This is a genomic window from Bacillus cereus G9842 (assembly GCF_000021305.1).
Classification (GTDB): Bacteria; Bacillota; Bacilli; order Bacillales; family Bacillaceae_G; genus Bacillus_A; species Bacillus_A thuringiensis_S.
Genome location: NC_011772.1, coordinates 1,569,670 through 1,593,272, shown reverse-complemented (window position 1 = coordinate 1,593,272; position 23,603 = coordinate 1,569,670). Strand labels below are relative to the sequence as shown.

Genomic DNA, 23,603 nt, shown 5'->3' with positions numbered 1-23,603 from the left:
AATGAATATATTGTTAAACTGTTATTTTTTTATATTTATTAATTCGAATTTTTAGTTGACACCCGTTGTAGCAAGGATTACAATAAATCTCGAAATTGATTTTTTCGCATATTACCGTTTTTCAATTTGCAGAAAAGTCAATATAAAAAAATGGGGGTTTCTTAACATGAGAATTAATACAAACATTAACAGCATGCGTACTCAAGAGTACATGCGCCAAAACCAAGCAAAAATGAGCAACGCTATGGACCGTTTATCAAGCGGTAAACGTATCAACAGCGCTTCTGACGATGCAGCAGGTCTTGCAATCGCAACTCGTATGAAAGCACGTGAAGGCGGTTTAAACGTAGCTGGACGAAACACTCAAGATGGTATGTCTTTAATTCGTACAGCTGACTCAGCTTTAAACTCAGTTTCTAACATTTTATTACGTATGCGTGACCTTGCTAACCAATCTGCCAATGGTACAAACACTAAAGGTAACCAAGCTTCTTTACAAAAAGAATTTGCTCAACTTACAGAACAAATTGATTATATTGCAAAAAATACGCAATTCAATGATCAACAATTATTAGGTACTGCAGATAAAAAAATTAAAATTCAAACGCTAGATACAGGATCTACTAATCCTGCTCAAATCGAGATTACACTTAACAGTGTTAAATCCGCTGATTTAGGTCTTGATGTACAAATTGGTGATGAAGGTGATGCTGAAAGTACAGCTGCTGCAGATCCAACGAGTGCTAAGCAAGCAATTGATGCAATTGACGCTGCCATCACAACAGTTGCTGGACAACGCGCTACACTTGGTGCAACATTAAACCGTTTTGAATTTAATGCTAACAACTTGAAGAGTCAAGAAACTAGCATGGCTGATGCTGCTTCTCAAATCGAAGATGCTGATATGGCAAAAGAAATGTCTGAAATGACTAAGTTCAAAATTTTAAACGAAGCTGGTATCAGCATGCTTTCTCAAGCAAACCAAACTCCACAAATGGTAAGTAAATTATTACAATAATCCATTTAGTAACTATAAAAACACACCTCTCTACAAATTGAGAGGTGTGTTTTTATATATCAATATCCCCCCAACAATTAAGGCCAAATATCTATTCACTGTTTGAATGCTTACAAACTTGGCATAGCTATTTCAATGCGTCTAATGCATTCTAAACCATACTTCCCTCTCTTTTATCATTCCACTATATAAAGAAGTTCAACTATTTATTTCATCATAAAATAAAAGAGAATAGCCTAACTGAACTGCACCCAATTGTTAGGCACAGTCTAACAATTGGGGGTGCAGTTTTTCTATGGCTAAATTTACAGCTGATGAAAAAATACAAATTGTTCTACGTTATTTGAACGGAAATGAAAGTTATCGAGAAATAGGTAGATCGCTCGGTATAAGTGACACAATCATTTTGAATTGGGTAAACCAATATAAACAGAATGGTCTGGAAGCTTTTCTAAAACGATGTACAAATTACACACAACAATTTAAACTAGACGTACTAAACTTTATGATTGAAAACGGTATGTCCTTATTTGAGACGGCAGCTATCTTTAATATTCCTACCCCTTCAACGATTTCTGTTTGGAAAAAACAGCTCGAAACACAAGGAATTGATGCCCTTCAATCTAAGAAAAAGGGGCGTCCATCCATGAAAAAAGATTCAAATAAACAATTAAAACAACCTTTAGCTGAAGGATCAGTCGAAGCACCTGAAGCACGCATTAAACAGCTTGAGATGGAAAATGAGTACTTAAAAAAGTTAAATGCCTTAGTTCAAAACAAGAAAAAATCACAAAACAAGACAAAGCGCAAGTAGTCTATGAATTAAGGCATAAATATTCGGTGAAGGCACTCGTGGAGCTAGCTACTATTCCTCGAAGCACGTATTATGATTTAGTAAAGAAAATGAATCTTCCAGATGTAGATGCCGATTTGAAAGCTGAGATTAAAGCGATTTATGAGGAAAATAAAGGTCGTTATGGTTACCGTCGCATTCGTGATGAGTTAACGAATCGTGGCCAGAAAGTGAACCACAAGAAGGTTCAGCGCATTATGAAAGAGCTTGGGTTAAAGTGTGTTGTGCGTATGAAGAAATATAAATCCTATAAAGGAAAAGTCGGTAGAATTGCACCTAATATTTTAAAGCGTAATTTTCATACAGATGCACCGAATCAAAAGTGGGTAACAGACATCACAGAGTTTAAATTGTTTGGAGAAAAACTGTATGTATCACCTGTATTAGATTTGTATAATGGTGAAATTATTACCTATACAATTGGTTCTAGACCGACGTATTCGCTTGTTTCAGACATGTTAGAGAAAACATTGGAACGTTTACCTGAAACGCACCAGCTACTGATGCATTCGGATCAAGGATGGCATTATCAAATGAGACAGTACGTCCGTACTCTTGAATCAAGAGCTATCGTCCAGAGTATGTCTCGAAAAGGCAACTGTTACGACAACGCAGTAATAGAAAATTTCTTTGGGATTATGAAGTCGGAGTTCCTCTACATAAAAGAATTTGAAAATGTAGAGCACTTTAAAATAGAATTAGAAAAATATATAGATTATTATAATACGAAACGGATTAAGGAAAAATTAAAAATGAGCCCGGTACAATACCGGACTCACTTTTATCAAGCTGCCTAATGAAATAACCGTGTCTAACTTTTAGGGGTCACTTCAACTTTTCAAACGCTCTTTTTTAATATAACTTAGAAATAATTATATTTTCTTCCCTTAATCTAAAATATACTATTAAGTATTTTTTCACAGACTATTTACACCTACCATCCTAAAAATCGTTATTAACAAACTATTTTTCTATTTAAAAATTATTTATTAAATAAAAAAGTGCTACTAGTAAATAGTTAGCCAACTATTTACTAGTGCACTTTCCTTTATTCCATCTAATTCATTAACTGCACGAATTACTCAGCAATATAATTTATTGCAACACGTTTACTTTCATCTTTATTTACTTTTGTAACACTTACATAGATTTTTCCTGCTACTTCTCCTAATTGAGGGATTACAACATTTACCGCCGTTTTATTTTCTGCTACCGTTGCTGTTCCAATTGCTTCTTGGACTGTCTCTTCATTATATACACTTACCTTATCACCTGCTGTTAAACCAGTCACTCTAACAATATCAGCCGCTCCGTCATTATTTAAAACAACAATATTTCCACCTACTGGCTCCGCCGTTACTTGTGATTCATATTTCACCGCTGTACGAGCACTTTCTAACTCATTCTCACTTTGTACACTTACATATACCGTGCCACCTGTTACTTTTAAGAGATCCTTCCCTAAAATTGTTGCTTCTGTTTTTCCTTCCGCTACTGCTTCTGATGTTACGATTGCTTCTCCACCTTTTGATGCTTCATATACACGAACAATGTCACCTTTTTTCAGTTCTGACACTGTAATTGTATCTTCTGCTTCCACTTTATTATTTGACACTGTGATTTTTTCTACGGCTGGTGCCACCGTTGTTGGCTCTGCTTCGTACTTCACTGCGACTCTCTTACTCTCATCTTTATTCGGTTTCGTTACTGTTACGTATACTGTGCCGCCTGTTGATACTAGTAAATCTGTTTTTTCAATTTTCACTTCTGTCGCTTCTTTTGCTACTGTCGCATTTCCTAACTCTTTTCCTTCTGTTGATGCATCATATACGCGAACAAGATCACCTTCGGCAACCCCACTTACTGTAATTGTATCCGCATCTCCAGCTTTATTGTTCGCTACTTTTACTGTATCCACCGCTGGTGCCACTGTTACTTGTGATTCATATTTCACCGCTGTACGAGCACTTTCTAGCTCATTTTCACTTTGTACACTTACATATACCGTGCCACCTGTTACTTTTAAAAGATCTTTCCCTAAAATTGTTGCTTCTGTTTTTCCTTCCGCTACTGCTTCTGATGTTACGATTGCTTCTCCACCTTTTGATGCTTCATATACACGAACAATGTCACCTTTTTTCAGTTCTGACACTGTAATTGTATCTTCTGCTTCCACTTTATTATTTGACACTGTGATTTTTTCTACGGCTGGTGCCACCGTTGTTGGCTCTGCTTCGTACTTCACTGCGACTCTCTTACTCTCATCTTTATTCGGTTTCGTTACTGTTACGTATACTGTGCCGCCTGTTGATACTAGTAAATCTTTTCCTGTGATTGTTGCTTCCTTCGCATCTTTCGCTACTGTTGCGTTTCCTAACTCTTTTCCTTCTGTTGATGCATCATATACTTTTACAACATCACCTTCAGTTACTTCACTCACTGTAATTGTATCCGCATCTCCAGCTTTATTGTTCGCTACTTTTACTGTATCCACCGCTGGTGCCACTGTTACTTGTGATTCATATTTCACCGCTGTACGAGCACTTTCTAGCTCATTTTCACTTTGTACACTTACATATACCGTGCCACCTGTTACTTTTAAAAGATCTTTCCCTAAAATTGTTGCTTCTGTTTTTCCTTCCGCTACTGCTTCTGATGTTACGATTGCTTCTCCACCTTTTGATGCTTCATATACACGGACAATGTCACCTTTTTTCAGTTCTGACACTGTAATTGTATCTTCTGCTTCCACTTTATTATTTGACACTGTGATTTTTTCTACGGCTGGTGCCACCGTTGTTGGCTCTGCTTCGTACTTCACTGTGACTCTCTTACTCTCATCTTTATTCGGTTTCGTTACTGTTACGTATACGGTGCCACCTGTTGATACTAGTAAATCTTTTCCTGTGATTGTTGCTTCCTTCGCATCTTTCGCTACTGTTGCGTTTCCTAACTCTTTTCCTTCTGTTGATGCATCATATACTTTTACAACATCACCTTCAGTTACTTCACTCACTGTAATTGTATCCGCATCTCCAGCTTTATTGTTCGCTACTTTTACTGTATCCACCGCTGGTGCCACTGTTACTTGTGATTCATATTTCACCGCTGTACGAGCACTTTCTAGCTCATTCTCACTTTGTACACTTACATATACTGTGCCACCTGTTACTTTTAAAAGGTCTTTCCCTAAAATTGTTGCTTCTGTTTTTCCTTCCGCTACTGCTTCTGATGTTACGATTGCTTCTCCACCTTTTGATGCTTCATATACACGGACAATGTCACCTTTTTTCAGTTCTGACACTGTAATTGCATCTGCATTTCCAACTTTATTATTTGACACTGTGATTTTTTCTACGGCTGGTGCCACCGTTGTTGGCTCTGCTTCGTACTTCACTGCGACTCTCTTACTCTCATCTTTATTCGGTTTCGTTACTGTTACGTATACTGTGCCGCCTGTTGATACTAGTAAATCTTTTCCTGTGATTGTTGCTTCCTTCGCATCTTTCGCTACTGTTGCGTTTCCTAACTCTTTTCCTTCTGTTGATGCATCATATACTTTTACAACATCACCTTCAGTTACTTCACTCACTGTAATTGTATCCGCATCTCCAGCTTTATTGTTCGCTACTTTTACTGTATCCACCGCTGGTGCCACTGTTACTTGTGATTCATATTTCACCGCTGTACGAGCACTTTCTAGCTCATTCTCACTTTGTACACTTACATATACTGTGCCACCTGTTACTTTTAAAAGGTCTTTCCCTAAAATTGTTGCTTCTGTTTTTCCTTCCGCTACTGCTTCTGAGGCCGCGATGGCTGCTCCACCTTTTGATGCTTCATATACACGGACAATGTCACCTTTTTTCAATTTTGACACTGTAATTGCATCTGCATTTCCAACTTTATTATTTGACACTGTGATTTTTTCTACTGCCGGTGCCACTGTTGTTGGCTCCGCTTCATACTTCACTGTGACTCTCTTACTCTCATCTTTATTCGGTTTCGTTACTGTTACGTATACGGTGCCACCTGTTGATACTAGTAAATCTTTTCCTGTGATTGTTGCTTCTTTTTTGCCCTCGGCCACAGCAGCTGAAGTTGCTTTCAAGTTTCCTCCTGTTGATGCATCATATATTTTTACAATATCTCCTGGAGCCAACTCACTCACTGTAATTGTATCCGCATCTCCAGCTTTATTGTTCGCTACTTTTACTGTATCCACCGCTGGTGCCACTGTTACTTCCGATTCATATTTCATCGCTGTACGTGTACTTTCTAATTCACTTTCACTTTGTACACTTACGTACACTGTGCCACCTGTTGCTTTTAGTAAATCTTTTTTTGTAATTGTAACTTCTACTTTACCTTCTGCTACTGCTTCTGATGTCGCAATCGCTTCTCCACCTTTAGATGCTTCGTACACTCTCACAATGTCGCCTTTTTTCAATTCTGACACTGTAATTGTGTCAGTTTCACCTTTTTTATTATTTATAATATTCGCCTTTTCTACCGAAAGTGCTGCTGTTTTTGCTGATGTAACCTCAGCTGCAACAGCAGTAATTGATGGATATGTAGCTGAGACTAGTAATGCTGAACTTACACAAACGCTTGCTAAAAACTTCGAATTTTTACTTTTCATTCTCATAATCCTCCCAAAGATTATTTTTCTATTATTTTATTCCTTATAATTTAATATCCCTATTAAAGGATATTTTTATATTAACAGATTATATTATCGTACTTTTTTTAAAAATATGCTAGTGAATTTTTTTAAAACTTGTTATATCTCTTAATATTACGTAATATAGAATGAGTGACATGAAATATTTAACGAAAGTAACACAATCTACTAATAAATATTGAAAATTAAATATCATTTGAATAGCTTCGACAGCAGAAATTTAAATAACCACCATGTAGACTTTTCAAATGTGACTTTCCAAATAAAAATGCGAATATGGTGCAAGAGATGAGCGATTTTTAAAAGCTTAAACTTTCAATTAAATTTGCACTAAATTATAATCTTTAAAACTATTTAAATAGCCTCATAAAAAAGAAAAAGCCGGATACACATAATCCTTCCTTTTCTTTAATCCTGTTAAACAGTTCCGATAATCGCTCTAGATTTGTAGACGTAGAAGAATCTTTATATGGATTGTTATGAATGATAACTTTAGGATACATGTTTTTTAGATTATGAAGAACATACTCTTTTCTTATTTCTTTATCGTTATTTAAAATTCAAATTATTAATTCGAGTTACACTAAACATATTTTTATAAAACACCTTTTCCTTTTACGGAACGATTCCACACAAAACAAAAGGGAAATACATATAAACTATGTATCTCCCTTTTGTTTTGTACCCAAATTTTATTACTGTGTTACCGTCATAACTTGTCCGCTACGGTCAACCATTATTTTCATTTTTCCGTCTTGTGCATTATATAGCCCTAGTTTATGTAATTCCATTTTACAATCTTGTACGAAAGTTGGTAATTTACGAATTTGATCAATATCAGAACTTGTAATGAAATGAATTAAAAGCTGCGTCATGCCTTTAATATCTTGCACAAGCTCTTCTTTTTCTCGTTTTAACCTTTCATTTTCTAGTTGTAACGACTGCAATTCACCTTCTAAGCTACGTGTATTCTTCGCCTCTCTAGAACGCCCTGCTGCCATGCTAGAAAGCTTATAAATACCTTCCATAAACTGATGTAGTTCGTCTTCTTTCCTTTCACTACATTGATTAATTGTTTCAAAGTTATCAACAATACCAGATATAACTGTTACAAGATTTTTTTCATCCTCTTTATGCTGGATTTCTTCTTTTAATTCGTACTCGTTTTCTTGTTTTCTTGCAACGATTGTCTCTTTTACTGGTATATATTTTCGCTTTCGTCCTGGTTTTTGTTTTTCAATATTTTCAAACGATATTTCACGTTTTTTTAATTTATAATACGTATTTTGCAATTGACTTTCTGTTTTTGGAAAAAGATTTAGTTCATTTTTACTTACGTATTTTGAAATATTTAAAATGTTTAAACCGTGACGTTGACAAAATTGATACACTTCATACAGTAGCTCTAGTTCAGACTTCAGCCATGTAATTGCTGATTTTTCATATGCTCGCATCCCGCCATTTTTTTCTATATCTATTTGAAATAATACCATTCTATTATATAAATCAACTAATTCTTCATACTTTACTTGGAATTCTTTTTCTATTTTTTTAAATTCCACCTCTAGTTGCATATCGTTCATTTTATTATTTGACATGTTTTGTAAAAGACCTAATACATTAATTGCTGTGTGGTGATACATAATCTGTGCCACTCCCCCTCATCCTTTCACAATTCTCATCTGACTCCCATGTCTTTTAAGAAAATAGCAATTTTTACATATCCATATTATAACAGTTCGAAATTATCTGTCAAATAATAAACATACAAAAATGTATAGAAAGTATAAAAATTTGGAAAATGTTTTTTATTAATATGTAAAATTGCATATTAATTACATTTAATTATATTATATGGTATTTTGAATGTTTTTTCACCGAAAAAATTTGCGTTACCACGAAATGTTACTAAAATAACCCTCGAAAATACGTTTGCTTATATTTTCAAATCAAAAATCTTCATTTGAAGATTTTTTCATACATACAGCGCCAAACATCTTAGAAACCTTTCATTTTTCTGCCAGGTTAGAGTATAGAATACCAAAAAGGAATTAGCCAATGCTACACATGGCTAATTCCTTCCCCTCTCTAACAGAATAGAGTTATAAATCTAGTCTTCAGATCCTCAATCAAAGTCTCACTTCTTCTTACCTAAACTTCATACCTCTGAACTCATATCGCATGAGACTCTATTAATCACTAAAAACTTACTTACATAAGTAGTTCCCCTATTCCTACTAAATAGAAAAATGTTATACGCCAGCTCTTCTACTTACCTATAACCACTCCATATCTCTGGTCTCAACATCGCATAGGGCTCTATTAAGCACTGACCGCTCAACACTTAGCTAGAGCTTCTATTCTGGCTAAATAGAAGCTTTTAAAGCACTAACTTATCAACTAAACCAATTAGCTCTTGAATATCTGGCTTACTTACTTGGGCATTTGCTCCTACAGCTTCACCTTTATGGAATAATTCATTTGTAATTAATGAAGAGAAAATAATGACTGGTAAACGATTCATTACTTCACTATCCTTAACCACTTTCGTTAAATGATGTCCATCCATTTTTGGCATTTCAATATCCGTAATTAGCAAGTGAATATGTTCAAACATTTTCTCGCCTTGCTCTTTCGCTAATTTTTCAATTTGCGCTAACGCTTCTGCACCATTGCTGAAGAAGTTCATTTTCGTATATCCAGCTGATGATAATGTTTCTTCTAATATTTGGCGTAGCATCGCTGAATCTTCTGCAATATAAATTACTTTTTCAGCTCGATCTGTTTTTTGTTCTAACCCTGCAATTGATTTATTGTCATAACCAGTGCCGCTAATTTCACATACAATTTTTTCATAATCTAATAGTAAAATGATTTTGCCATCTAGTTTTACAATACCAGATGTCGTTTCTTCTAGTCCCATAGATAATGAAGCTGGTTCATCAATTTGTTCCCACGAAATACGTTGAATACGATGCACTTCATCAACGCGGAAAATAACTTTCATTTGGTTTAATTCTGAGATGATAAATTTCGTTTGATCAAGTGGCTTTGTTGACTTTAAATTAAGAGCCATTGCCAAGTTAATAACAGGTAAAATTTCACCACGTACTTGAACAACACCTTCAACTGCATGATGAGATTCTGGCACAGTTGTAACAGGGAATGGATTAATGATTTCACGTACTTTCATAACATTAATACTAAATAGGTTTTCACCAACAGTATACGTAACAATCTCTAATTCATTTGTTCCGCTTTCTAATAAAATACTTTGTGCTTGTGACATAAAGGTGTCGCTCCCCTTCCATTAATTCCGTATATCTAATTATTAAGCTTTATAAAAGCGAAAAAGTCAACTACCTATATAAAAATATAGATAGTTGATCGATTCATTTTATTAAAAAACAATTAATCTTGTATAAACGAAGCAAGTGCTTCTAATAACACTTCTTGCGCTCCTACAATTTCTGTCGGCATTGCTTCCCATTTTTTCGAAAGCTCCGTCTCTACTCTTATTCTCAGCTCAGAATTCATTTCTGCTAGCACATATTCTTTCGTTGCTATATCAACATCAAGTAGCGCAAGTGCATATAATTCCGGGTCATTTATTTTTTCGAATAATCGTTTTAATACCACCGGTGCTATATGTTTTAATTTTTCAATATGAATCTCCTTATCAGAAAATAGTAACTCATATTGAATAAACGTAACATTTTCTTTAATCACTTTAAAATAACAATTATTTTTTTTATCATTCACAAAATAACCGTTTGGATCGGCAATAATACTCTCTACTTTACGGATTAAATCTGGCAAACTATTCGCCGCCATTACAGTCCGCTGCTCAACCTCACTCGGCGAAATGAATGTAACGCGATACTTATTTTGCGCCATCCTCCTCACCTCTCCTTTTATAAAAATCTATCGTCACATACTATCCAGAAGGCACACTGGCCTACTATGAAATGATTATCTCATCCCCATCCATCTCAGTATGCCTCCATAGCTCTATTCTTACAACTAGGAGCTCTTCTGGACCATAAATGTTTATCCACACTAAACTTTGCTTACCTCTTCTTATACTACTCTAGTAACTCTCCATACCTCTGTCCTTACACACCAGTCGAGGTCCTATTAGGCACTAACCGCTCCAAAACAACGCTGGGTCCTCTCGTCAACCCTAAAAAGAGCTTTTAAGATCTTTTTAAGAACTTTTCAATAACTCTATGTTATTAAACCAAAACGCTATCTGCTGATCCGTAATATTTGGCAACATAACAAAAAACTCACGACACTTCATCTCATCCTTAAACAGCTGATACTTCCAAACGCTATCGCTACCAACACTTATGAAATAAAACTCATGGATACGGCCAATGATTGCTTGTTTTTCGCCAAATGAATACGGAGGCACTTGCTTAATTTCAAATTGATCTGGTAAATATACATGCTCTTCTCGTTCTATTTTTAATACTTGCTCGGCAAGTTCACGTTTATTTTCGAAAAAAGGCAATTGTAAAATTCGCTCTTGTCTTGTCATACGAATAAAAAACCCTTTCTACTCCATTACATTTTTTCATTACGATATATTATCGAATTAAGTTTACAACTTCATTTAATACTTCATCTGAAACTTTAATTACTTTCGCATTTCCTTGGAATCCGCGTTGGTATAACATTAAGTCAACGAATTCTACAGATAAATCCACATTGGCACCTTCTTGTGCACCACCGCGTACTTTACCTGCACCATTTTGACCAGATGCACCAAGTGCTAAAATACCTGTTGTATTCGTCGCTGTATAGTTACCATTACCTGTTTTCATTAGTCCACCTTCGTTCGGGAACATCGCAACAGCTAATTGACCAGCTGATTTCATACTTCCATCAGAATATTTTACCATTACATATCCACCGTCAGCAATGAAGCAATCTTTAACCGTCGCTGCTGCTCTACCATCTACGTCTGTTACTGATAATGTTTTATCTGTTGGATGATTTGTTAAATGACTTAAGTCTAATTTTATAGAGCCTCCATCAAACGGAATATTGGCTCCTTGCTCTTTCGGATTTGGATTTCCAACAGCATCAAATGTCATATTACCACCTGCACCTTGAACATCTTTAAACTCTGTTTCTTTTTTCGAGTCATTGCGCATTTGTACTTTATATGTATAATTATGTTCACTCGTTTGTTTAAACTCTACACGCATTGTCCATGTATTCCCTGCATTATCATATACAGGTAAATCTTGTGTAATTTGTTTTTCACCAGTTGGAATATTCCCTTTAATTGTCCCTTTCGATGTTCGAATACCACCAATTGCTGTTCCCATTGGAATTTGCAACGGTCCTGGAATTCCAGATAAATCAACCTCACCAGTTGCCTCATTCGCAGGGTATGCAAACACGTATTGACCTTCAGTATTCGTAATATAGTAATCTGAAGATATCCCAAACGTACCTTTACGAGTAAATTCCATATTTCCGCCTTTTGAATCACCTACAACGAAGAAACCATTACCTTCCATTGCTGCTTGTGTTTTGCCACCTGTTAACGTAATTGTACCATCACTATAATCCGTAACCGTACCACTCATTTTTACACCGTTACCAATACTTTTCGGATTCGTTCCTGCATATTTACCGTCACCTTTTGCACCAATCGAATTGTTATATAGTAAATCATCAAACATTGCTTTTTGTTTTTTATAACCTACTGTTTGTGCATTGGCAATATTATTTGAAGTTACACTTAATGCATTTTGTGTTGCATTCATTCCTGTAATACTTGTATATAACGCTTTAATCATAACGTATGGACACTCCTTATGAATTTGTAGTTTTTACTTCTTCAGTTACTTTTTGATCGTCTTTCTTTGCGTCTTCTGGGTTCGTTTCCCCAATCGGTTTATCAGACACTCTCTCAACGAAACGAAGAGATACAACTTTATTATTAATAACGAGCTGTACGTCGTTATTTTCCGCAAGGCGAACCGTTTCTACTTGACCGGTTACTTTGTTTCCGTCGCCGTCAACACCTCTTACGTATTTACCTAAAAACTTCATTCCACCATCAAGTGCTGTTGAATACATCGTTGATTGCAGCTTATCTACTGCTTTCGTCATATTCTGTACTTGTTCCATAAGAGATAACTGTGCTGTCTGATTCATCATTTGATTCATATCCATCGCATTAAATGGATCTTGATGTTGAAAACTTGATAAAAACAATTTCAGGAAATCATCTTTCCCCATTACCCCAGGAGTCTTTTGCGCTCCTGCAGAAACTCCATTACTTTGTTGCACTGGCGATTGTACACCATTAACAGGTACATTACTTTTTTGCGCTCCTGTTTGTAACGGAATATGATTTGTACTCGTTGTATTTAATCCAACTGTTGGCACGCTTTATTCCTCCAATAATCCCGCAAATTCTGTTGATTGTTGTTTTTCATGATTTGTATTTGCTAATTTCTGTTTTTGCCTTTGCTCTTGTTCTCGCTGTTCTTTACGATTTTCATCTTTATCTGAATAGCTAATTTGAATGTTTATTTCTTTTTCTTTTAACTTTAATTTCAATTCATCAAAAATGATTTCAACACGTTTTTTCGCATCGTGTTTTTCCATTTCTACGTGAACGTCAATTTGATCTCCGTGTTTTTTCATAAATACTGTTAATGTACCAAGTTTTTCTGGATTTAACTGAAATAAAACACGTTCTTGTTTCACTACAAATTTTTGCAGCGCTTCTACTTGCGCTTCCATTTTCTTTCCTAAGTCAGGTAATGAAACTTTCTCAGCACCACTATTTGATTTCCCTATGTGTTCGGTACTCGTCGTTTTATTTAATAACTCTGCACCTGTAGAGCTCGAATCATTTAATGCATCAACCTCTGGCAACTCTACCTTTGCATCATCGCTCTCACCTTTCGGAAGATCTACGTCTTTAAACTCTTCTTGTTTCTTTGCGATATTACAAGTTTCTGTTTCTACAACCTTCAATGCTTGCATCGTTTGCTCCGGCATCTTCATTTTGTCTAATACCATTTGCATTGTATCTTCTAAACATATAGCATTTTTGATATTCATATTTGAAAGAAGTTCTTGTAATTGTTGTAATTCAGCTGCAGGTAATTCATTAAGTTTAATATTGCCATATTCTTGATATAGCTCTTGTATTTTTTGTATGTATTGATATAACAATTCCGGCTGCACATGTAATTGCTCAATTGCAACCATTTGCTCAGATACAGCTAATAACAACTGTTCTGTCTCTTTTTTTTCTTCTTTCTTTACAATAGGCTCTTCTTTCGTTACCGATTTTTTAGAAAGAATATAATCTTTTTTCTCTTCTGTTGGTGCTTCTTCTCGTTTCGTTTTCTCCGTTTTCGGCTGTTTTTTATTTTCCATTCTCATCGTACGATCGAATGAAGAATCTTCATTTTTTGATTGTATTTCTAGCCCTTTGTCTTTTTGCGGAGGTAAACTTTGTTGCACCGGTAATACAGACTGTATCACTACATTCACCTCATCCATTCATACACATTTTCAAATCCAGAAGCATTTTTTCTTCCAGCTTTTCTTGTGCTTTCGCAAGCTTTTTGCAATTTTCTTGATACATCTCATCAATGACACGTTCTTTTTCTTTTACTTGCTCTAAAAGGCTTTCATTTTTTTGAATAAAACCTTCCGTTTTTTTAATTTTTCGATTCCATTCTTCTATTCTTTCAGGTGAAAACGTATGTGAAGAAAGCATGCCAGCCATAATACGTTGCCCAGTTTGTACGACTTTACTACGCGATTTCACAACATATAAATCATATTCTTTTTTTTGTTCTATTTTTCTTTTTTCAGCTGTTAATTCATACACTTCTTTTAAAATATGTTCTTTTTCTTGATTTATTTGCAATTTTATTGTGTCGTACTGCTGTTTATCCACCTGTTTTCATAGCCCCTTCCTATTATAACGTTCTCTTTTTCTATTATATAGTTTTTTTCCAAAAAAATCTGTGAAATATTAAAAAACAAAAAAAATAAGACCTCTTGGGCAGAGGCCTTATACTATATGGTGTATCGCTTCAACGATATCATCAAATTGGAAACTATCCGATCGACCTTGCTTTAAAAACGTATTTATACCTTCTACTTTATTTTTACATTCAAAAATATAAGCATTTTCTTCATTTTCTTGAATCGTTCCTAACTTAAAATACAATTCATTTTCTTTATAAATTGATAAAATTTTTCTCATTTCATTTGCAAGTTGCCAATGATGTGGCGAAACAATTTCTTCCATAATCCTACTTACTGAATCTAATACTGAAATTGCAGGATAATGACTAAGCGTTGCAAGCTCACGCTTTAATACAATATGTCCATCTAAAATACCACGTGCTAAATCTGGTACAGGACCATTTAAATCGTCCCCATCAACAAGCACCGTATAAATACCTGTTATAGATCCCTTTTGTGTTTTCCCGGACCGCTCTAACAGCTTCTTCATATAACTTTCCATTAGCAGTGTTTTACCACCAATCGGTAACTCTTTAACAGCAATATCAACACTTCTTCGTGCATCGGCAAAACGAGTAACAGAGTCCATCATAAGTAATACGTTATTGCCTTGATCACGGAAGTATTCAGCAATAGACGTTGCGAGTTTCGCTGCACGAAGTTGCATAAGATGACTTTCATCTGACGTCGCTACAACAACGACGCTTTTTCTCATACCTTCGTCGCCTAATTCTTTTCGAATAAAGTCTTTTACTTCCCGGCCACGTTCTCCTACTAAACTAATAACGTTTATATCAGCTTTTGCGTTTTTTGCTATCATTCCAAGTAAAGTAGATTTACCAACACCTGATCCAGCAAAAATACCAATCTTTTGACCGATACCAATTGTTAGCATAGAATCAATTGATTTTATTCCTGTTTCAAATACATCAGTAATCTCTTCACGTTCAAATGCATGTATAGGCGGTGCATCTAGTTTTATTTTCTGTAATGGAATGTTTTCAGCGTCCTCATTTAATACTTCACCATTTGCACTTAACACTTTTCCGAGTAAGTGATTACCACGTGGTACAACAACATCTTCTGAAATTAAAATCACTGAATCTCCATAACATACTTTTTCTGTCTGTTCAAATGGAAGTAGCATATTATTTTCTTTTTCAATAGCAATCACTTCACATAAGACCTTATGTTCTCCAACGAAGCAAACATCTCCAATCTTCGCTTTCGGCCCTTTTGCTACGAAAAACTGTTCTTGTACACTATGAACTTTGCCTACTTTCGTATACAGTGGTGTTTCAATGAACTTATTCCATTTTTCGTTCTCATTCATTAACAGACGGCTCATACATTTTGCTCCTCAAATAGCTTCTCTTCTTCCCATTTCTGACGAAGTTTCGCAAATATAGGTGCAAATTTAAATTCAAAGAACTCTTTCTCTTCTTCCAGAACAAATTCACCAAACTGCAGGGAGAAATCATATTTCCATTCTACTAATTGTAGCAACCAATATTCTTTCGTATTTTCCTTCTCTTCTTGAATACGTTCAAACGTTTCTGGATGTACTGTAATGATTAATTTTTCAAACGAAGTTGGCAATGTTTGCACGATGCCAGTTAAAATAGGTAACACATCAAGCAATCGTGAATCTACCGCTTGATTCACGATTTTTTCTGCTAGATGAAAAGATTGATCCCATAATAACTCTGTCCATTCGTATGCTGTTTCTTGTTGTTCTTTTTGAAACTGCACACGCGCTGCTTCCATCTGTTCCATTTGTTCATGAATATGCATTTGAAATTGTTCTTTATCTTGTAATAACTGCTGCCGCTCTCTTTCTAGCATTTGCTGCTCTTGCCTTAGCTGATTCATTTCCATATGTAATGATTCTTGCTGGGCGCGAAGTTCTGCATGATCAGCTTGTAATTCTTCCTCTTCTATTTGGACTGAAGCTGGTTTTGGAAATTGTAATTCATACGTTTCTTCAGAAAAAGAAACAGAATTCTTCGGAATTCTGTTTTTAAATAAGGACATCCTCTTCACCTCTTTGAACGATAATTCTTCCTTCTTTCTCTAGCTTTTTCACTGTACCAGTGATCGTTTGCTGCGCTTTTTCAGCATCCGTCATCTTAAGCGGTCCTAAGCCATCTAATTCTTCTAGAATCATCTCTTTACGGTTTGAAGACATACATGTAAATAGTTTCTCTTTAATTTCTTCTTTTGCAATTTTAAGTGCTTTCGCAAGAACACCGTTATCTGTAATTTCTTCTAATACACGGCGAAGCGCAAGAGCTTCAAGACCAAGTAAGTCTTCAAAGACAAACATATTTTCTTTAATTTTCTCAGATAACTCATAATCGACTTCATCCAGCTTTTGAAAGACTGTTTTTTCAACACCTCGTGAAACGTTATTTAAAATGTTTACGATCGTTTTCAAGCCATCAGTTTTATTAATTGCACTGAATGCCATATTATTTAATTTCGATTTTAACAACTCACCAATTTGATTAATTAATTCACCATCAACTTGTTCTAACTTCGCAATACCCATTACCGTCTCTACTCGTTTATGATCTGGCAATCTCTCAATTAATTGAGACGCAAGCTGCGGTTTAATATAAGAAGCGATAATTGCAATTGTTTGTGGTGATTCATCATTAAGCACTGTAAGAAGTGGCTCTAAATCTGTAAGTGAATTTAAGAATTCAAATGGATTATCTTTGTTATACCAAAGGTCTTCCAATAATTTTTCCAGTTCGTCTTCTGGCATGTTTTTAAATATGCGACGAATGTATTCTTTATCTGGAGTGACTAAGTTCAATTCTTTTACATTTAGTTCATATAAGAACTCTCCTAGTACATTTTCTAACGTTTCTGGTTTATATACACGAAACTTCGCGATTTCACGAAGTAATACTTCTTTTTCCTCAGCTGTCATATATTCAATGACTTTTGCTGCCACCCCTTCTTCTAATGTACGAATAAGGATGGCAGCTTTTTCTTTGGAGGAGATTTCATCTAACATCGTTGTTCCTCCCTTACTGTCCGTTTAGCCATTTTTTAATTACTTTTGCAGTACCTTCTACATGTTCTTTCGTAGCATCCTGCACTTGTTCATCTAACGTTGGTTCTTTCGGTTCTTCTGGTTCAGGTTTTGGCTCTGGCACTATTTTTTCTTCAGGAATTTCCAAGATACTTTCATTACTTGCAGCAATTTCATCTTCTGCTAAGTATTCTTCATATTCCTCTTCTTCTTCTTTCTTTCTCTTACGTCTTGCTAATAAGAACCATACTAGACCACCGATCGCTAATAAGCCAGCTGTAATTCCACCGAATAACCACCAGTTCATGCCACTTTTTTCTGGCTCTTTCTCTTTTTCGACTTTCGGCTGATCGAACTGAACAGTTACAACGTTAACTTGACCATTTATAAAGTTACCGTTCGGATCAGCTTGAAGTCCTGCCGCTGTTCCGATTGCTTCTTTAAAAGTTGTCATATCCATTCTACGTTTTACTAGCGTATCATTATCTACCCATACAACAACATTTGTTTTCGTTAATTCTGGGTGTTTCTTAATTGTTTCAACTGTTTTATCTATTTCATAGTTTTCTATTTTATTACCATTTTTATTATTATAAACAACTTTACCATTTTGATTATTGTTCGTACCGTAGTTCGGCACTTCACCGTTTGCTGTAATACCAGCACTTTGCTTCGTATCTGTCCCTTCTTGCGCAGTAGAGCTTTCCTCTTGCTCTTGTTTACTACGAAGTACACCTTTATCACCATACTTTTCTGACTGACGTGTAACTTCATCGTAGTTTACAGATACTTTCGTATTCACTTTATATTCATTCGGTTTAAACATCGTCATTAATGTTGCATCAATATCTTGCTTTAATTTACCTTCAAGTTGATGCTGCATCTCTACTTCTTTCTCATAAGAAGAGGAACTACTAGAATGCGCTTCATCTGCTCCTTTTGAGATAACACCTTTTTTACTATCAATAACACTTACTTCTTCTGCCTTCACACCAGGAACTGCTGCACTTATCATTTGCTGTATACCTGCAACTTGATCAGCTGTTAACAATTGGCCACGCTTCACTCCAACCGTAATCGCCGCTGTTCCTTTTGCTTTTTCTTCATCAAAAATCGTCTCTTTTTCAGGCAATGTAATTTGAACATTTGCCGTTTCAACTGTCGCAAAGTTTCTTACAATATCTTGCTCCAATTGCTTCTTCGTACCGACAATTTGCTTCATTTTTTTATCTTGCTCACTTGAACCGAGCGAGCTTTCTAATAAAATTTCCTCACCGCTTTTAGAATTAAACGGTAAGCCCATCCCATTCATTTCTTTTCGAACCCATGGAGCATCATTCTTTTGCACACGAATCGAACCATCGGCCGCTAATTGATAATCGACACCTAACTTCGATAATTCTGCTGTAATCTCTTGTTTATCTGTATCATTTAAATTTTGATATACAACAACATATTTATCTGGCAAGGTGAAGTATAAAAGTGCTCCTGTTACAATCGCTAAAAGCGCAGCACCAATTACTAACTTATGCCACGTTTTTAACGATTGGATAACATTTTTCATCTTTTCCATTTAAACACACCCGTCCACTTTCCTAAATTTGCATATTAATTAGTGACTTATAATTTTCAATAAGATTATCACGTACGAGAGCAGCTGTTTTCATTTGAGACTCAGCTTTCTTTTGCTGAATTAAAACGTCATGTGTTTCTCCTACCCCTTTAGTTAGTAAATCATATACTGCTGTTTGTGCATTGTTTTGCGTTTGATTCATATCTTCCAATAAATCAATAAACTTTTTCCCCTCAACTACAGATGTTTGAGAAGTTTTCGGTGCACCAATTGACTGAATTGCTCCAAATGGTTGTGTATGTAACATTGGTTGGATTTTCATATTACTATCTTCCCCCTTATCCTCGGCCGATTTCTAAATCTTTATCAAGCATTTTTTTATTTGCATTTAATACACTCGTATTCGCTTCATACATTTTTTGAGCAACCATTACATTCGTCATTTCAGCAGTTACATCAATATTTGGATAACGTACATATCCTTCTTCATTTGCGTGCGGATGCGTCGGATCATACACTAAATTTTCCGTTTTGTCTGCTTCAATACTTTTTATTTTTACTCCATTAGTAGGAGCACCATCTAACATACTTGCAAAACTATTGTTTGATTCTAGCACCACACTACGACGCTCATATAAATCTGCCCCCGGAGCCGCCGTCGTATTCGCATTTACAATATTGTTAGAAGTAACTTCCATCCACTTTCTCGCTGTCGTTAGCCCTGAGCCACTTGCATTAATTGCCTGAAACATCCGTTGTCTCTCCTTCTACTTAACGTCCGCGTGCCGCTTGGTTAATTGCATATTGTGTATTAATCGCGTTAATTGAAATACCGTATAACTGATTTGCTTTCATTAAATCTAGCATTTCTGTCGTTACATCCACACTATTTCCGTCTTTATTCGTTTGCATTGATTTTGTTTGAATCTTTGCATATGTATTTTTCATATTTACTGTCGGCAAGTGCATTTCATTCGTTTGATATAAATCTGGATTGCTCTTTAAATCAGCCGCATTGTTTTTATATAATGCACTACTTTTATTCATCTGCTCAGCAAATGTTACATCTTGTGCTTTATAGCCAGGTGTATTCGCATTTGCAATATTACTAGAAACCGTATTTCGTTTCGTTACTAAATAATTCATATAATGGCTTACATCACTCACTAAATCTGGCATATTCCACACCCTTCCTTTTCTAACTTAATGATCCACTGATGGAAGTTTCACTTCATTATTTATTTTCTTATATGTATTTATTAAAATATTAACTATTATGTACCCTTACATATTTTATTCCATTTTTCCATTGTTGTCTTTAGAAAAATATAAAAATATAAAAAAGAATACGAAAAAACTGTATACACGCAGTAATTCATGAAACATTTCAACATATGAACTACAAACTAAGTTCATTTTTATATTATTTAGATTACTACTTTTTTATTACAGTCATAAAGTGAAACCTCAATCAGCGGAATTCTTTATTTAAACAAAGGAATGGATCCCCTTTTAAAAGGGGAATCCGTTTCCAAACTCTATCATTAATATTTACCGTAAAATGAATTAGCTTTCATCCGCCCATCATTTTCCATTATCATTTCTTCCAAAATCTTTTGCTTATCTCGAATATGCTGAGCTGCCTTAATAATGAATGGGCTTACTTCTGCTGCAACTTGTGCACGTGTTTCTTCATCCAATGTCATCATCCAGCGATTTAACATTTCACTCTTCTCAGCAAACTCTCCATCTGACACTTGCAATTCACCGATTTCATTAAAACAGCCGACAAACGTCCGATAAATATCATTGTTCATTTTCAAGTGCTCCGCGGTAACCATCTATTAAATCTTGTAATACTTTCACAATTGCATCCATGTCTTTTGCCTCACGAGTCACTTTCATCGTTTGAATTTGAATGCTAATCCAATCGTATAAGCCATATAAACTATCATATAAATCTTTTGTAATTTCAGGGTTTAATTGAAGTTTTAATTCTTCAAAAATACGTTCTAACTTTTCAAGAAGCGCATCTCCTTCTTGTAAGTTAAAAGTATGTAAAAGTTCTTCTAAATTACGAAACTCTACAATACATCTTTCATAAATAAAAATTGTATTTTTAATCGGATTACTCGTCATAATATCATTTTGCATATAACGTTGCCATGCTTGCATACGATCACTTCCTTAGATTTCATTAATCATCACTTTTTTGTTTTGTCATTGCTTTAATTGTTTTTAGCTGACTATCAAGCGCCGCTAATGTACTTTCTAATTTTTGATATTTCTTTACAATATCATCTTGTTTTTGCTTATTTTGAATGTCAATATCATTGATTTTACGATCTAGTTTCCCCACACGGTCATCTATAATTTTTATTCTTTCTCCTATGATTCCCACGTCACCGAATATCTTATTAAATTGTGTATCTATTTGTTTTCCAAGACCATCTGCACTAAAAAAGAATTGTTTTGCCGCATCCGGGTTTTCTTTCAAAGCGTTTGTTAATTTTGCTTCATCAACTTGTAATGTACCCTCTTTTGTCACCTGAATACCATACGAAAACAAATAATTTCCATCTTGTGAGTATGTTACAATATTATTCATAATCCTTCTAATATCACCCATAATATTTTGGCCTTGAAGCGCTCCATTTTTCCCACCAAATAATTCTACTGTAGATACCGCTTGATTATAATTGCTTACCATTTTTTTTATAAGTTCATTCGCTTCTTTTACATTTGAATCTTCTACTGTAAATTTAACGCTCTTTCCTACCTCAGATTTATCTAGTTGAATTTTAACACCTGGAAGAGTTTCTATTGTATTTGACTCTCCATGCTCTTCAACCCCATTAATTACATATGTTGAATTTTTAGCCTTTTCTATTTCATTAAGTGTACCATCTGTTTTTACAAATCCCATCTTTTCTAAAAATTGACCGCTATCTTCTAACTTAATAGCTCCCTTTTCGCCCATTTTTGAAGAAGAAAAGAATATCTTATTTCCAAGAGAATATGCCGAAACTCCATAATTTCCACTATTAATTTTATTTATTAATTGACGGTATGTAGTATCCTTTGTAATTACAATATCCTGATTGTTAATCTTTATTGTTTCTTCCATATCAATTTTAGCATCTAAATCCGCTATCTTTTCACTTGAAATTTGATGGCGTTGAGCCAATTCTTTGACTTCAATATTAAAGGTTCCTGCAATTGCTGAAGCATCTGCTGTCACACTAATATATCCTTCTTGAGAGAGTGTTACTTTTTTTTCATTCCCTTTAAAACTAGATAAATCTTTCATTGTTTGTGTTAGAGAACTAAATTCCTTTTTCAAACTTGCATATAATAATTTTTCTTGTGTAAGTTGTTCCTTTTCATTATTATAAGGAGTTTTCTTCATATCCAACGCTTGTAATTCTAATTCTACTAGCTTTGAAGTATCTATTATATTATTGCCTAGATTCCAAATTTGTTGTCTATTACCAATACCTGTTGATGTAACTGCCATTAACTACCACTCCTTTTTTACATATAATCTAAAATACTCGTTTTACTCATCGTACTAACAGCTTTTAACGTCGCTTCATATGTTGCATTAATATATGCTAAGTCGGAAATTGCTACCGCTAAGTCGACATCTTCAATTTCTTTACGGTTTTCTTGAAGCGCTAAATTTTGTTCGCTTAAAATTGTTTTAAACGTCTCCATTGTGTTCATTGTTGAACCAACTTCAGTTGTACGGTTAATGATGCCATCTAAGTTTTTCTTGTTTTCTCCTAATAACGGTTGTAACGCTTTTTGATCACCTTTTTGCATCGCTTCACTCATCTGTTTTAACGTCTTTATAACCGGAGATAATAATGCCTCTCCGTTTCGAAATGCTTTTATTTCATAACCGTCATTTAGTTGCCAGTTCACATCATTTTGTCCACCTTGATACGTACCATCTTCTGTAAATGGCAGTTTTTCTGCACTATCACCACCGAAAATATAACGACCTTGCTCTTTCGTATTCGCTAAATATACAACTTGTTTTAAAATTTGATCAATCTCTGCACCAATGGCCTTCAATTCTTTTTCACCATTTTGCTCACTTAATGCCTGCACCATTAATTGATCTGTCCTCGTTAGAGATTTCAAAACACCTTGTAAAGTATTTTCAGTTTGTGTTAATACATTTTTCGAATCCGCTATATCTTTTTGCATTTGCTCCATATTCGCCAATGAATGTTGAATCGCAAATGACTTACTTGCCGCAAGTGGGTCTTCACTCATAAGAAGATTTTTCTTCCCTGAAGTTACTTGATTTCGATGATATTGCTGTTGCACGTTCAAATCCATTAACTGATTCTTTGCCCAGTTTGCATTTTGAAATGTAGATACTCTCATTTCTATCTCCTCCTT

At 34.9% G+C, this 23,603-nt stretch carries 22 protein-coding genes; 2 read left to right on the top strand and 20 right to left on the bottom strand.

Annotation, left to right across the window (positions count from 1 at the left end; translation table 11 throughout):
• Positions 1 to 166 precede the first annotated feature (166 nt).
• The gene (locus tag BCG9842_RS08035; protein ID WP_001222366.1) at positions 167 to 1,018 is read left to right on the top strand and encodes a flagellin N-terminal helical domain-containing protein; all 852 of its coding nucleotides are present in this window, start codon (positions 167 to 169) and stop codon (positions 1,016 to 1,018) included.
• Positions 1,019 to 1,313: 295 nt separating this feature from the next.
• Positions 1,314 to 2,668 (top strand): IS3 family transposase gene (locus BCG9842_RS29475; RefSeq protein ID WP_085964463.1). Its coding sequence is split into 2 segments (ribosomal slippage): positions 1,314 to 1,767 and positions 1,767 to 2,668, totalling 1,356 coding nucleotides; the frame shifts between segments, so codons are not numbered across the junction.
• Positions 2,669 to 2,949: 281 nt separating this feature from the next.
• On the opposite strand, the gene BCG9842_RS31580 is transcribed toward BCG9842_RS29475, so the two are convergent.
• From BCG9842_RS31580 to BCG9842_RS07920, 20 genes are all read right to left on the bottom strand, one after another.
• Positions 2,950 to 6,513, bottom strand: a complete 3,564-nt coding sequence (locus BCG9842_RS31580; protein WP_000837627.1) for a hypothetical protein — start codon at positions 6,511 to 6,513, stop codon at positions 2,950 to 2,952.
• A 737-nt stretch (positions 6,514 to 7,250) separates the two neighbouring features.
• The gene (locus tag BCG9842_RS08010) at positions 7,251 to 8,198 is read right to left on the bottom strand and encodes a DNA-binding domain-containing protein (protein ID WP_000274691.1); all 948 of its coding nucleotides are present in this window, start codon (positions 8,196 to 8,198) and stop codon (positions 7,251 to 7,253) included.
• 737 nt (positions 8,199 to 8,935) lie between these two features.
• Positions 8,936 to 9,844 (bottom strand): chemotaxis protein, encoded by a 909-nt coding sequence (locus BCG9842_RS08005; protein WP_000075943.1) that lies wholly within the window; start codon positions 9,842 to 9,844, stop codon positions 8,936 to 8,938.
• Between the two features lie 122 nt (positions 9,845 to 9,966).
• Positions 9,967 to 10,452, bottom strand: coding sequence for a hypothetical protein (locus BCG9842_RS08000; protein ID WP_000068301.1), 486 nt, complete (start codon positions 10,450 to 10,452; stop codon positions 9,967 to 9,969).
• Between the two features lie 310 nt (positions 10,453 to 10,762).
• Entirely contained in the window at positions 10,763 to 11,098 is a 336-nt protein-coding gene (locus BCG9842_RS07995) for a DUF3964 family protein (RefSeq protein ID WP_000198167.1), read from the bottom strand.
• 49 nt (positions 11,099 to 11,147) lie between these two features.
• Complete coding sequence (locus tag BCG9842_RS07990) at positions 11,148 to 12,371, bottom strand: flagellar hook protein FlgE (RefSeq protein ID WP_000588324.1); 1,224 nt, start codon at positions 12,369 to 12,371, stop codon at positions 11,148 to 11,150.
• Between the two features lie 16 nt (positions 12,372 to 12,387).
• The gene (locus BCG9842_RS07985; protein ID WP_001143485.1) at positions 12,388 to 12,966 is read right to left on the bottom strand and encodes a flagellar hook assembly protein FlgD; all 579 of its coding nucleotides are present in this window, start codon (positions 12,964 to 12,966) and stop codon (positions 12,388 to 12,390) included.
• A 3-nt stretch (positions 12,967 to 12,969) separates the two neighbouring features.
• Positions 12,970 to 14,079, bottom strand: coding sequence for a flagellar hook-length control protein FliK (locus BCG9842_RS07980; protein ID WP_000616444.1), 1,110 nt, complete (start codon positions 14,077 to 14,079; stop codon positions 12,970 to 12,972).
• Positions 14,080 to 14,089: 10 nt separating this feature from the next.
• The gene (locus tag BCG9842_RS07975; protein ID WP_000360860.1) at positions 14,090 to 14,500 is read right to left on the bottom strand and encodes a hypothetical protein; all 411 of its coding nucleotides are present in this window, start codon (positions 14,498 to 14,500) and stop codon (positions 14,090 to 14,092) included.
• A 117-nt stretch (positions 14,501 to 14,617) separates the two neighbouring features.
• Positions 14,618 to 15,922: a flagellar protein export ATPase FliI gene (locus tag BCG9842_RS07970; protein WP_000088683.1), complete on the bottom strand. Its 1,305-nt coding sequence runs from the start codon at positions 15,920 to 15,922 to the stop codon at positions 14,618 to 14,620.
• Positions 15,919 to 16,608: a FliH/SctL family protein gene (locus BCG9842_RS07965; protein ID WP_000051697.1), complete on the bottom strand. Its 690-nt coding sequence runs from the start codon at positions 16,606 to 16,608 to the stop codon at positions 15,919 to 15,921. The genes BCG9842_RS07970 and BCG9842_RS07965 overlap by 4 nt, the downstream gene beginning before the upstream one ends.
• Positions 16,595 to 17,599, bottom strand: a complete 1,005-nt coding sequence (fliG, locus tag BCG9842_RS07960; RefSeq protein WP_000883363.1) for a flagellar motor switch protein FliG — start codon at positions 17,597 to 17,599, stop codon at positions 16,595 to 16,597. The genes BCG9842_RS07965 and fliG overlap by 14 nt, the downstream gene beginning before the upstream one ends.
• Positions 17,600 to 17,612: 13 nt before the next feature.
• Complete coding sequence (locus tag BCG9842_RS07955) at positions 17,613 to 19,190, bottom strand: flagellar M-ring protein FliF C-terminal domain-containing protein (RefSeq protein WP_000413954.1); 1,578 nt, start codon at positions 19,188 to 19,190, stop codon at positions 17,613 to 17,615.
• A gap of 22 nt (positions 19,191 to 19,212) precedes the next feature.
• Complete coding sequence (gene fliE / locus BCG9842_RS07950; RefSeq protein WP_000701672.1) at positions 19,213 to 19,512, bottom strand: flagellar hook-basal body complex protein FliE; 300 nt, start codon at positions 19,510 to 19,512, stop codon at positions 19,213 to 19,215.
• 16 nt (positions 19,513 to 19,528) lie between these two features.
• Positions 19,529 to 19,942, bottom strand: coding sequence for a flagellar basal body rod protein FlgC (flgC, locus tag BCG9842_RS07945; protein WP_000484680.1), 414 nt, complete (start codon positions 19,940 to 19,942; stop codon positions 19,529 to 19,531).
• Between the two features lie 19 nt (positions 19,943 to 19,961).
• Positions 19,962 to 20,369 carry a flagellar basal body rod protein FlgB gene (flgB, locus tag BCG9842_RS07940; RefSeq protein ID WP_001113106.1) on the bottom strand — a complete coding sequence of 136 codons (408 nt, stop codon included), beginning with the start codon at positions 20,367 to 20,369 and terminating at the stop codon, positions 19,962 to 19,964.
• Positions 20,370 to 20,734: 365 nt separating this feature from the next.
• The gene (locus BCG9842_RS07935) at positions 20,735 to 21,007 is read right to left on the bottom strand and encodes a hypothetical protein (RefSeq protein ID WP_001058079.1); all 273 of its coding nucleotides are present in this window, start codon (positions 21,005 to 21,007) and stop codon (positions 20,735 to 20,737) included.
• Positions 20,997 to 21,365: a flagellar export chaperone FliS gene (locus BCG9842_RS07930; RefSeq protein ID WP_001149524.1), complete on the bottom strand. Its 369-nt coding sequence runs from the start codon at positions 21,363 to 21,365 to the stop codon at positions 20,997 to 20,999. Before BCG9842_RS07930 ends, BCG9842_RS07935 begins: the two co-directional genes overlap by 11 nt.
• Before the next feature lie 22 nt (positions 21,366 to 21,387).
• Complete coding sequence (locus BCG9842_RS07925) at positions 21,388 to 22,707, bottom strand: flagellar hook-associated protein 2 (RefSeq protein WP_000301747.1); 1,320 nt, start codon at positions 22,705 to 22,707, stop codon at positions 21,388 to 21,390.
• Positions 22,708 to 22,724: 17 nt separating this feature from the next.
• Positions 22,725 to 23,588 carry a flagellar hook-associated protein 3 gene (locus BCG9842_RS07920; RefSeq protein ID WP_001266418.1) on the bottom strand — a complete coding sequence of 288 codons (864 nt, stop codon included), beginning with the start codon at positions 23,586 to 23,588 and terminating at the stop codon, positions 22,725 to 22,727.
• Positions 23,589 to 23,603: the final 15 nt, after the last annotated feature.

What these genes read in the sequence shown, in the direction of transcription:
- BCG9842_RS08035 (WP_001222366.1), top strand. Translation starts at nt 167, where the DNA reads ATGAGAATTAATACAAACATTAACAGCATGCGTACTCAAGAGTACATG.
- BCG9842_RS31580 (WP_000837627.1), bottom strand. Translation starts at nt 6,513, where the DNA reads ATGAAAAGTAAAAATTCGAAGTTTTTAGCAAGCGTTTGTGTAAGTTCA.
- BCG9842_RS08010 (WP_000274691.1), bottom strand. Translation starts at nt 8,198, where the DNA reads ATGTATCACCACACAGCAATTAATGTATTAGGTCTTTTACAAAACATG.
- BCG9842_RS08005 (WP_000075943.1), bottom strand. Translation starts at nt 9,844, where the DNA reads ATGTCACAAGCACAAAGTATTTTATTAGAAAGCGGAACAAATGAATTA.
- BCG9842_RS08000 (WP_000068301.1), bottom strand. Translation starts at nt 10,452, where the DNA reads ATGGCGCAAAATAAGTATCGCGTTACATTCATTTCGCCGAGTGAGGTT.
- BCG9842_RS07995 (WP_000198167.1), bottom strand. Translation starts at nt 11,098, where the DNA reads ATGACAAGACAAGAGCGAATTTTACAATTGCCTTTTTTCGAAAATAAA.
- BCG9842_RS07990 (WP_000588324.1), bottom strand. Translation starts at nt 12,371, where the DNA reads ATGATTAAAGCGTTATATACAAGTATTACAGGAATGAATGCAACACAA.
- BCG9842_RS07970 (WP_000088683.1), bottom strand. Translation starts at nt 15,922, where the DNA reads ATGAGCCGTCTGTTAATGAATGAGAACGAAAAATGGAATAAGTTCATT.
- BCG9842_RS07965 (WP_000051697.1), bottom strand. Translation starts at nt 16,608, where the DNA reads ATGTCCTTATTTAAAAACAGAATTCCGAAGAATTCTGTTTCTTTTTCT.
- fliG (WP_000883363.1), bottom strand. Translation starts at nt 17,599, where the DNA reads ATGTTAGATGAAATCTCCTCCAAAGAAAAAGCTGCCATCCTTATTCGT.
- BCG9842_RS07955 (WP_000413954.1), bottom strand. Translation starts at nt 19,190, where the DNA reads ATGGAAAAGATGAAAAATGTTATCCAATCGTTAAAAACGTGGCATAAG.
- fliE (WP_000701672.1), bottom strand. Translation starts at nt 19,512, where the DNA reads ATGAAAATCCAACCAATGTTACATACACAACCATTTGGAGCAATTCAG.
- flgC (WP_000484680.1), bottom strand. Translation starts at nt 19,942, where the DNA reads ATGTTTCAGGCAATTAATGCAAGTGGCTCAGGGCTAACGACAGCGAGA.
- flgB (WP_001113106.1), bottom strand. Translation starts at nt 20,369, where the DNA reads ATGCCAGATTTAGTGAGTGATGTAAGCCATTATATGAATTATTTAGTA.
- BCG9842_RS07935 (WP_001058079.1), bottom strand. Translation starts at nt 21,007, where the DNA reads ATGAACAATGATATTTATCGGACGTTTGTCGGCTGTTTTAATGAAATC.
- BCG9842_RS07930 (WP_001149524.1), bottom strand. Translation starts at nt 21,365, where the DNA reads ATGCAAGCATGGCAACGTTATATGCAAAATGATATTATGACGAGTAAT.
- BCG9842_RS07925 (WP_000301747.1), bottom strand. Translation starts at nt 22,707, where the DNA reads ATGGCAGTTACATCAACAGGTATTGGTAATAGACAACAAATTTGGAAT.
- BCG9842_RS07920 (WP_001266418.1), bottom strand. Translation starts at nt 23,588, where the DNA reads ATGAGAGTATCTACATTTCAAAATGCAAACTGGGCAAAGAATCAGTTA.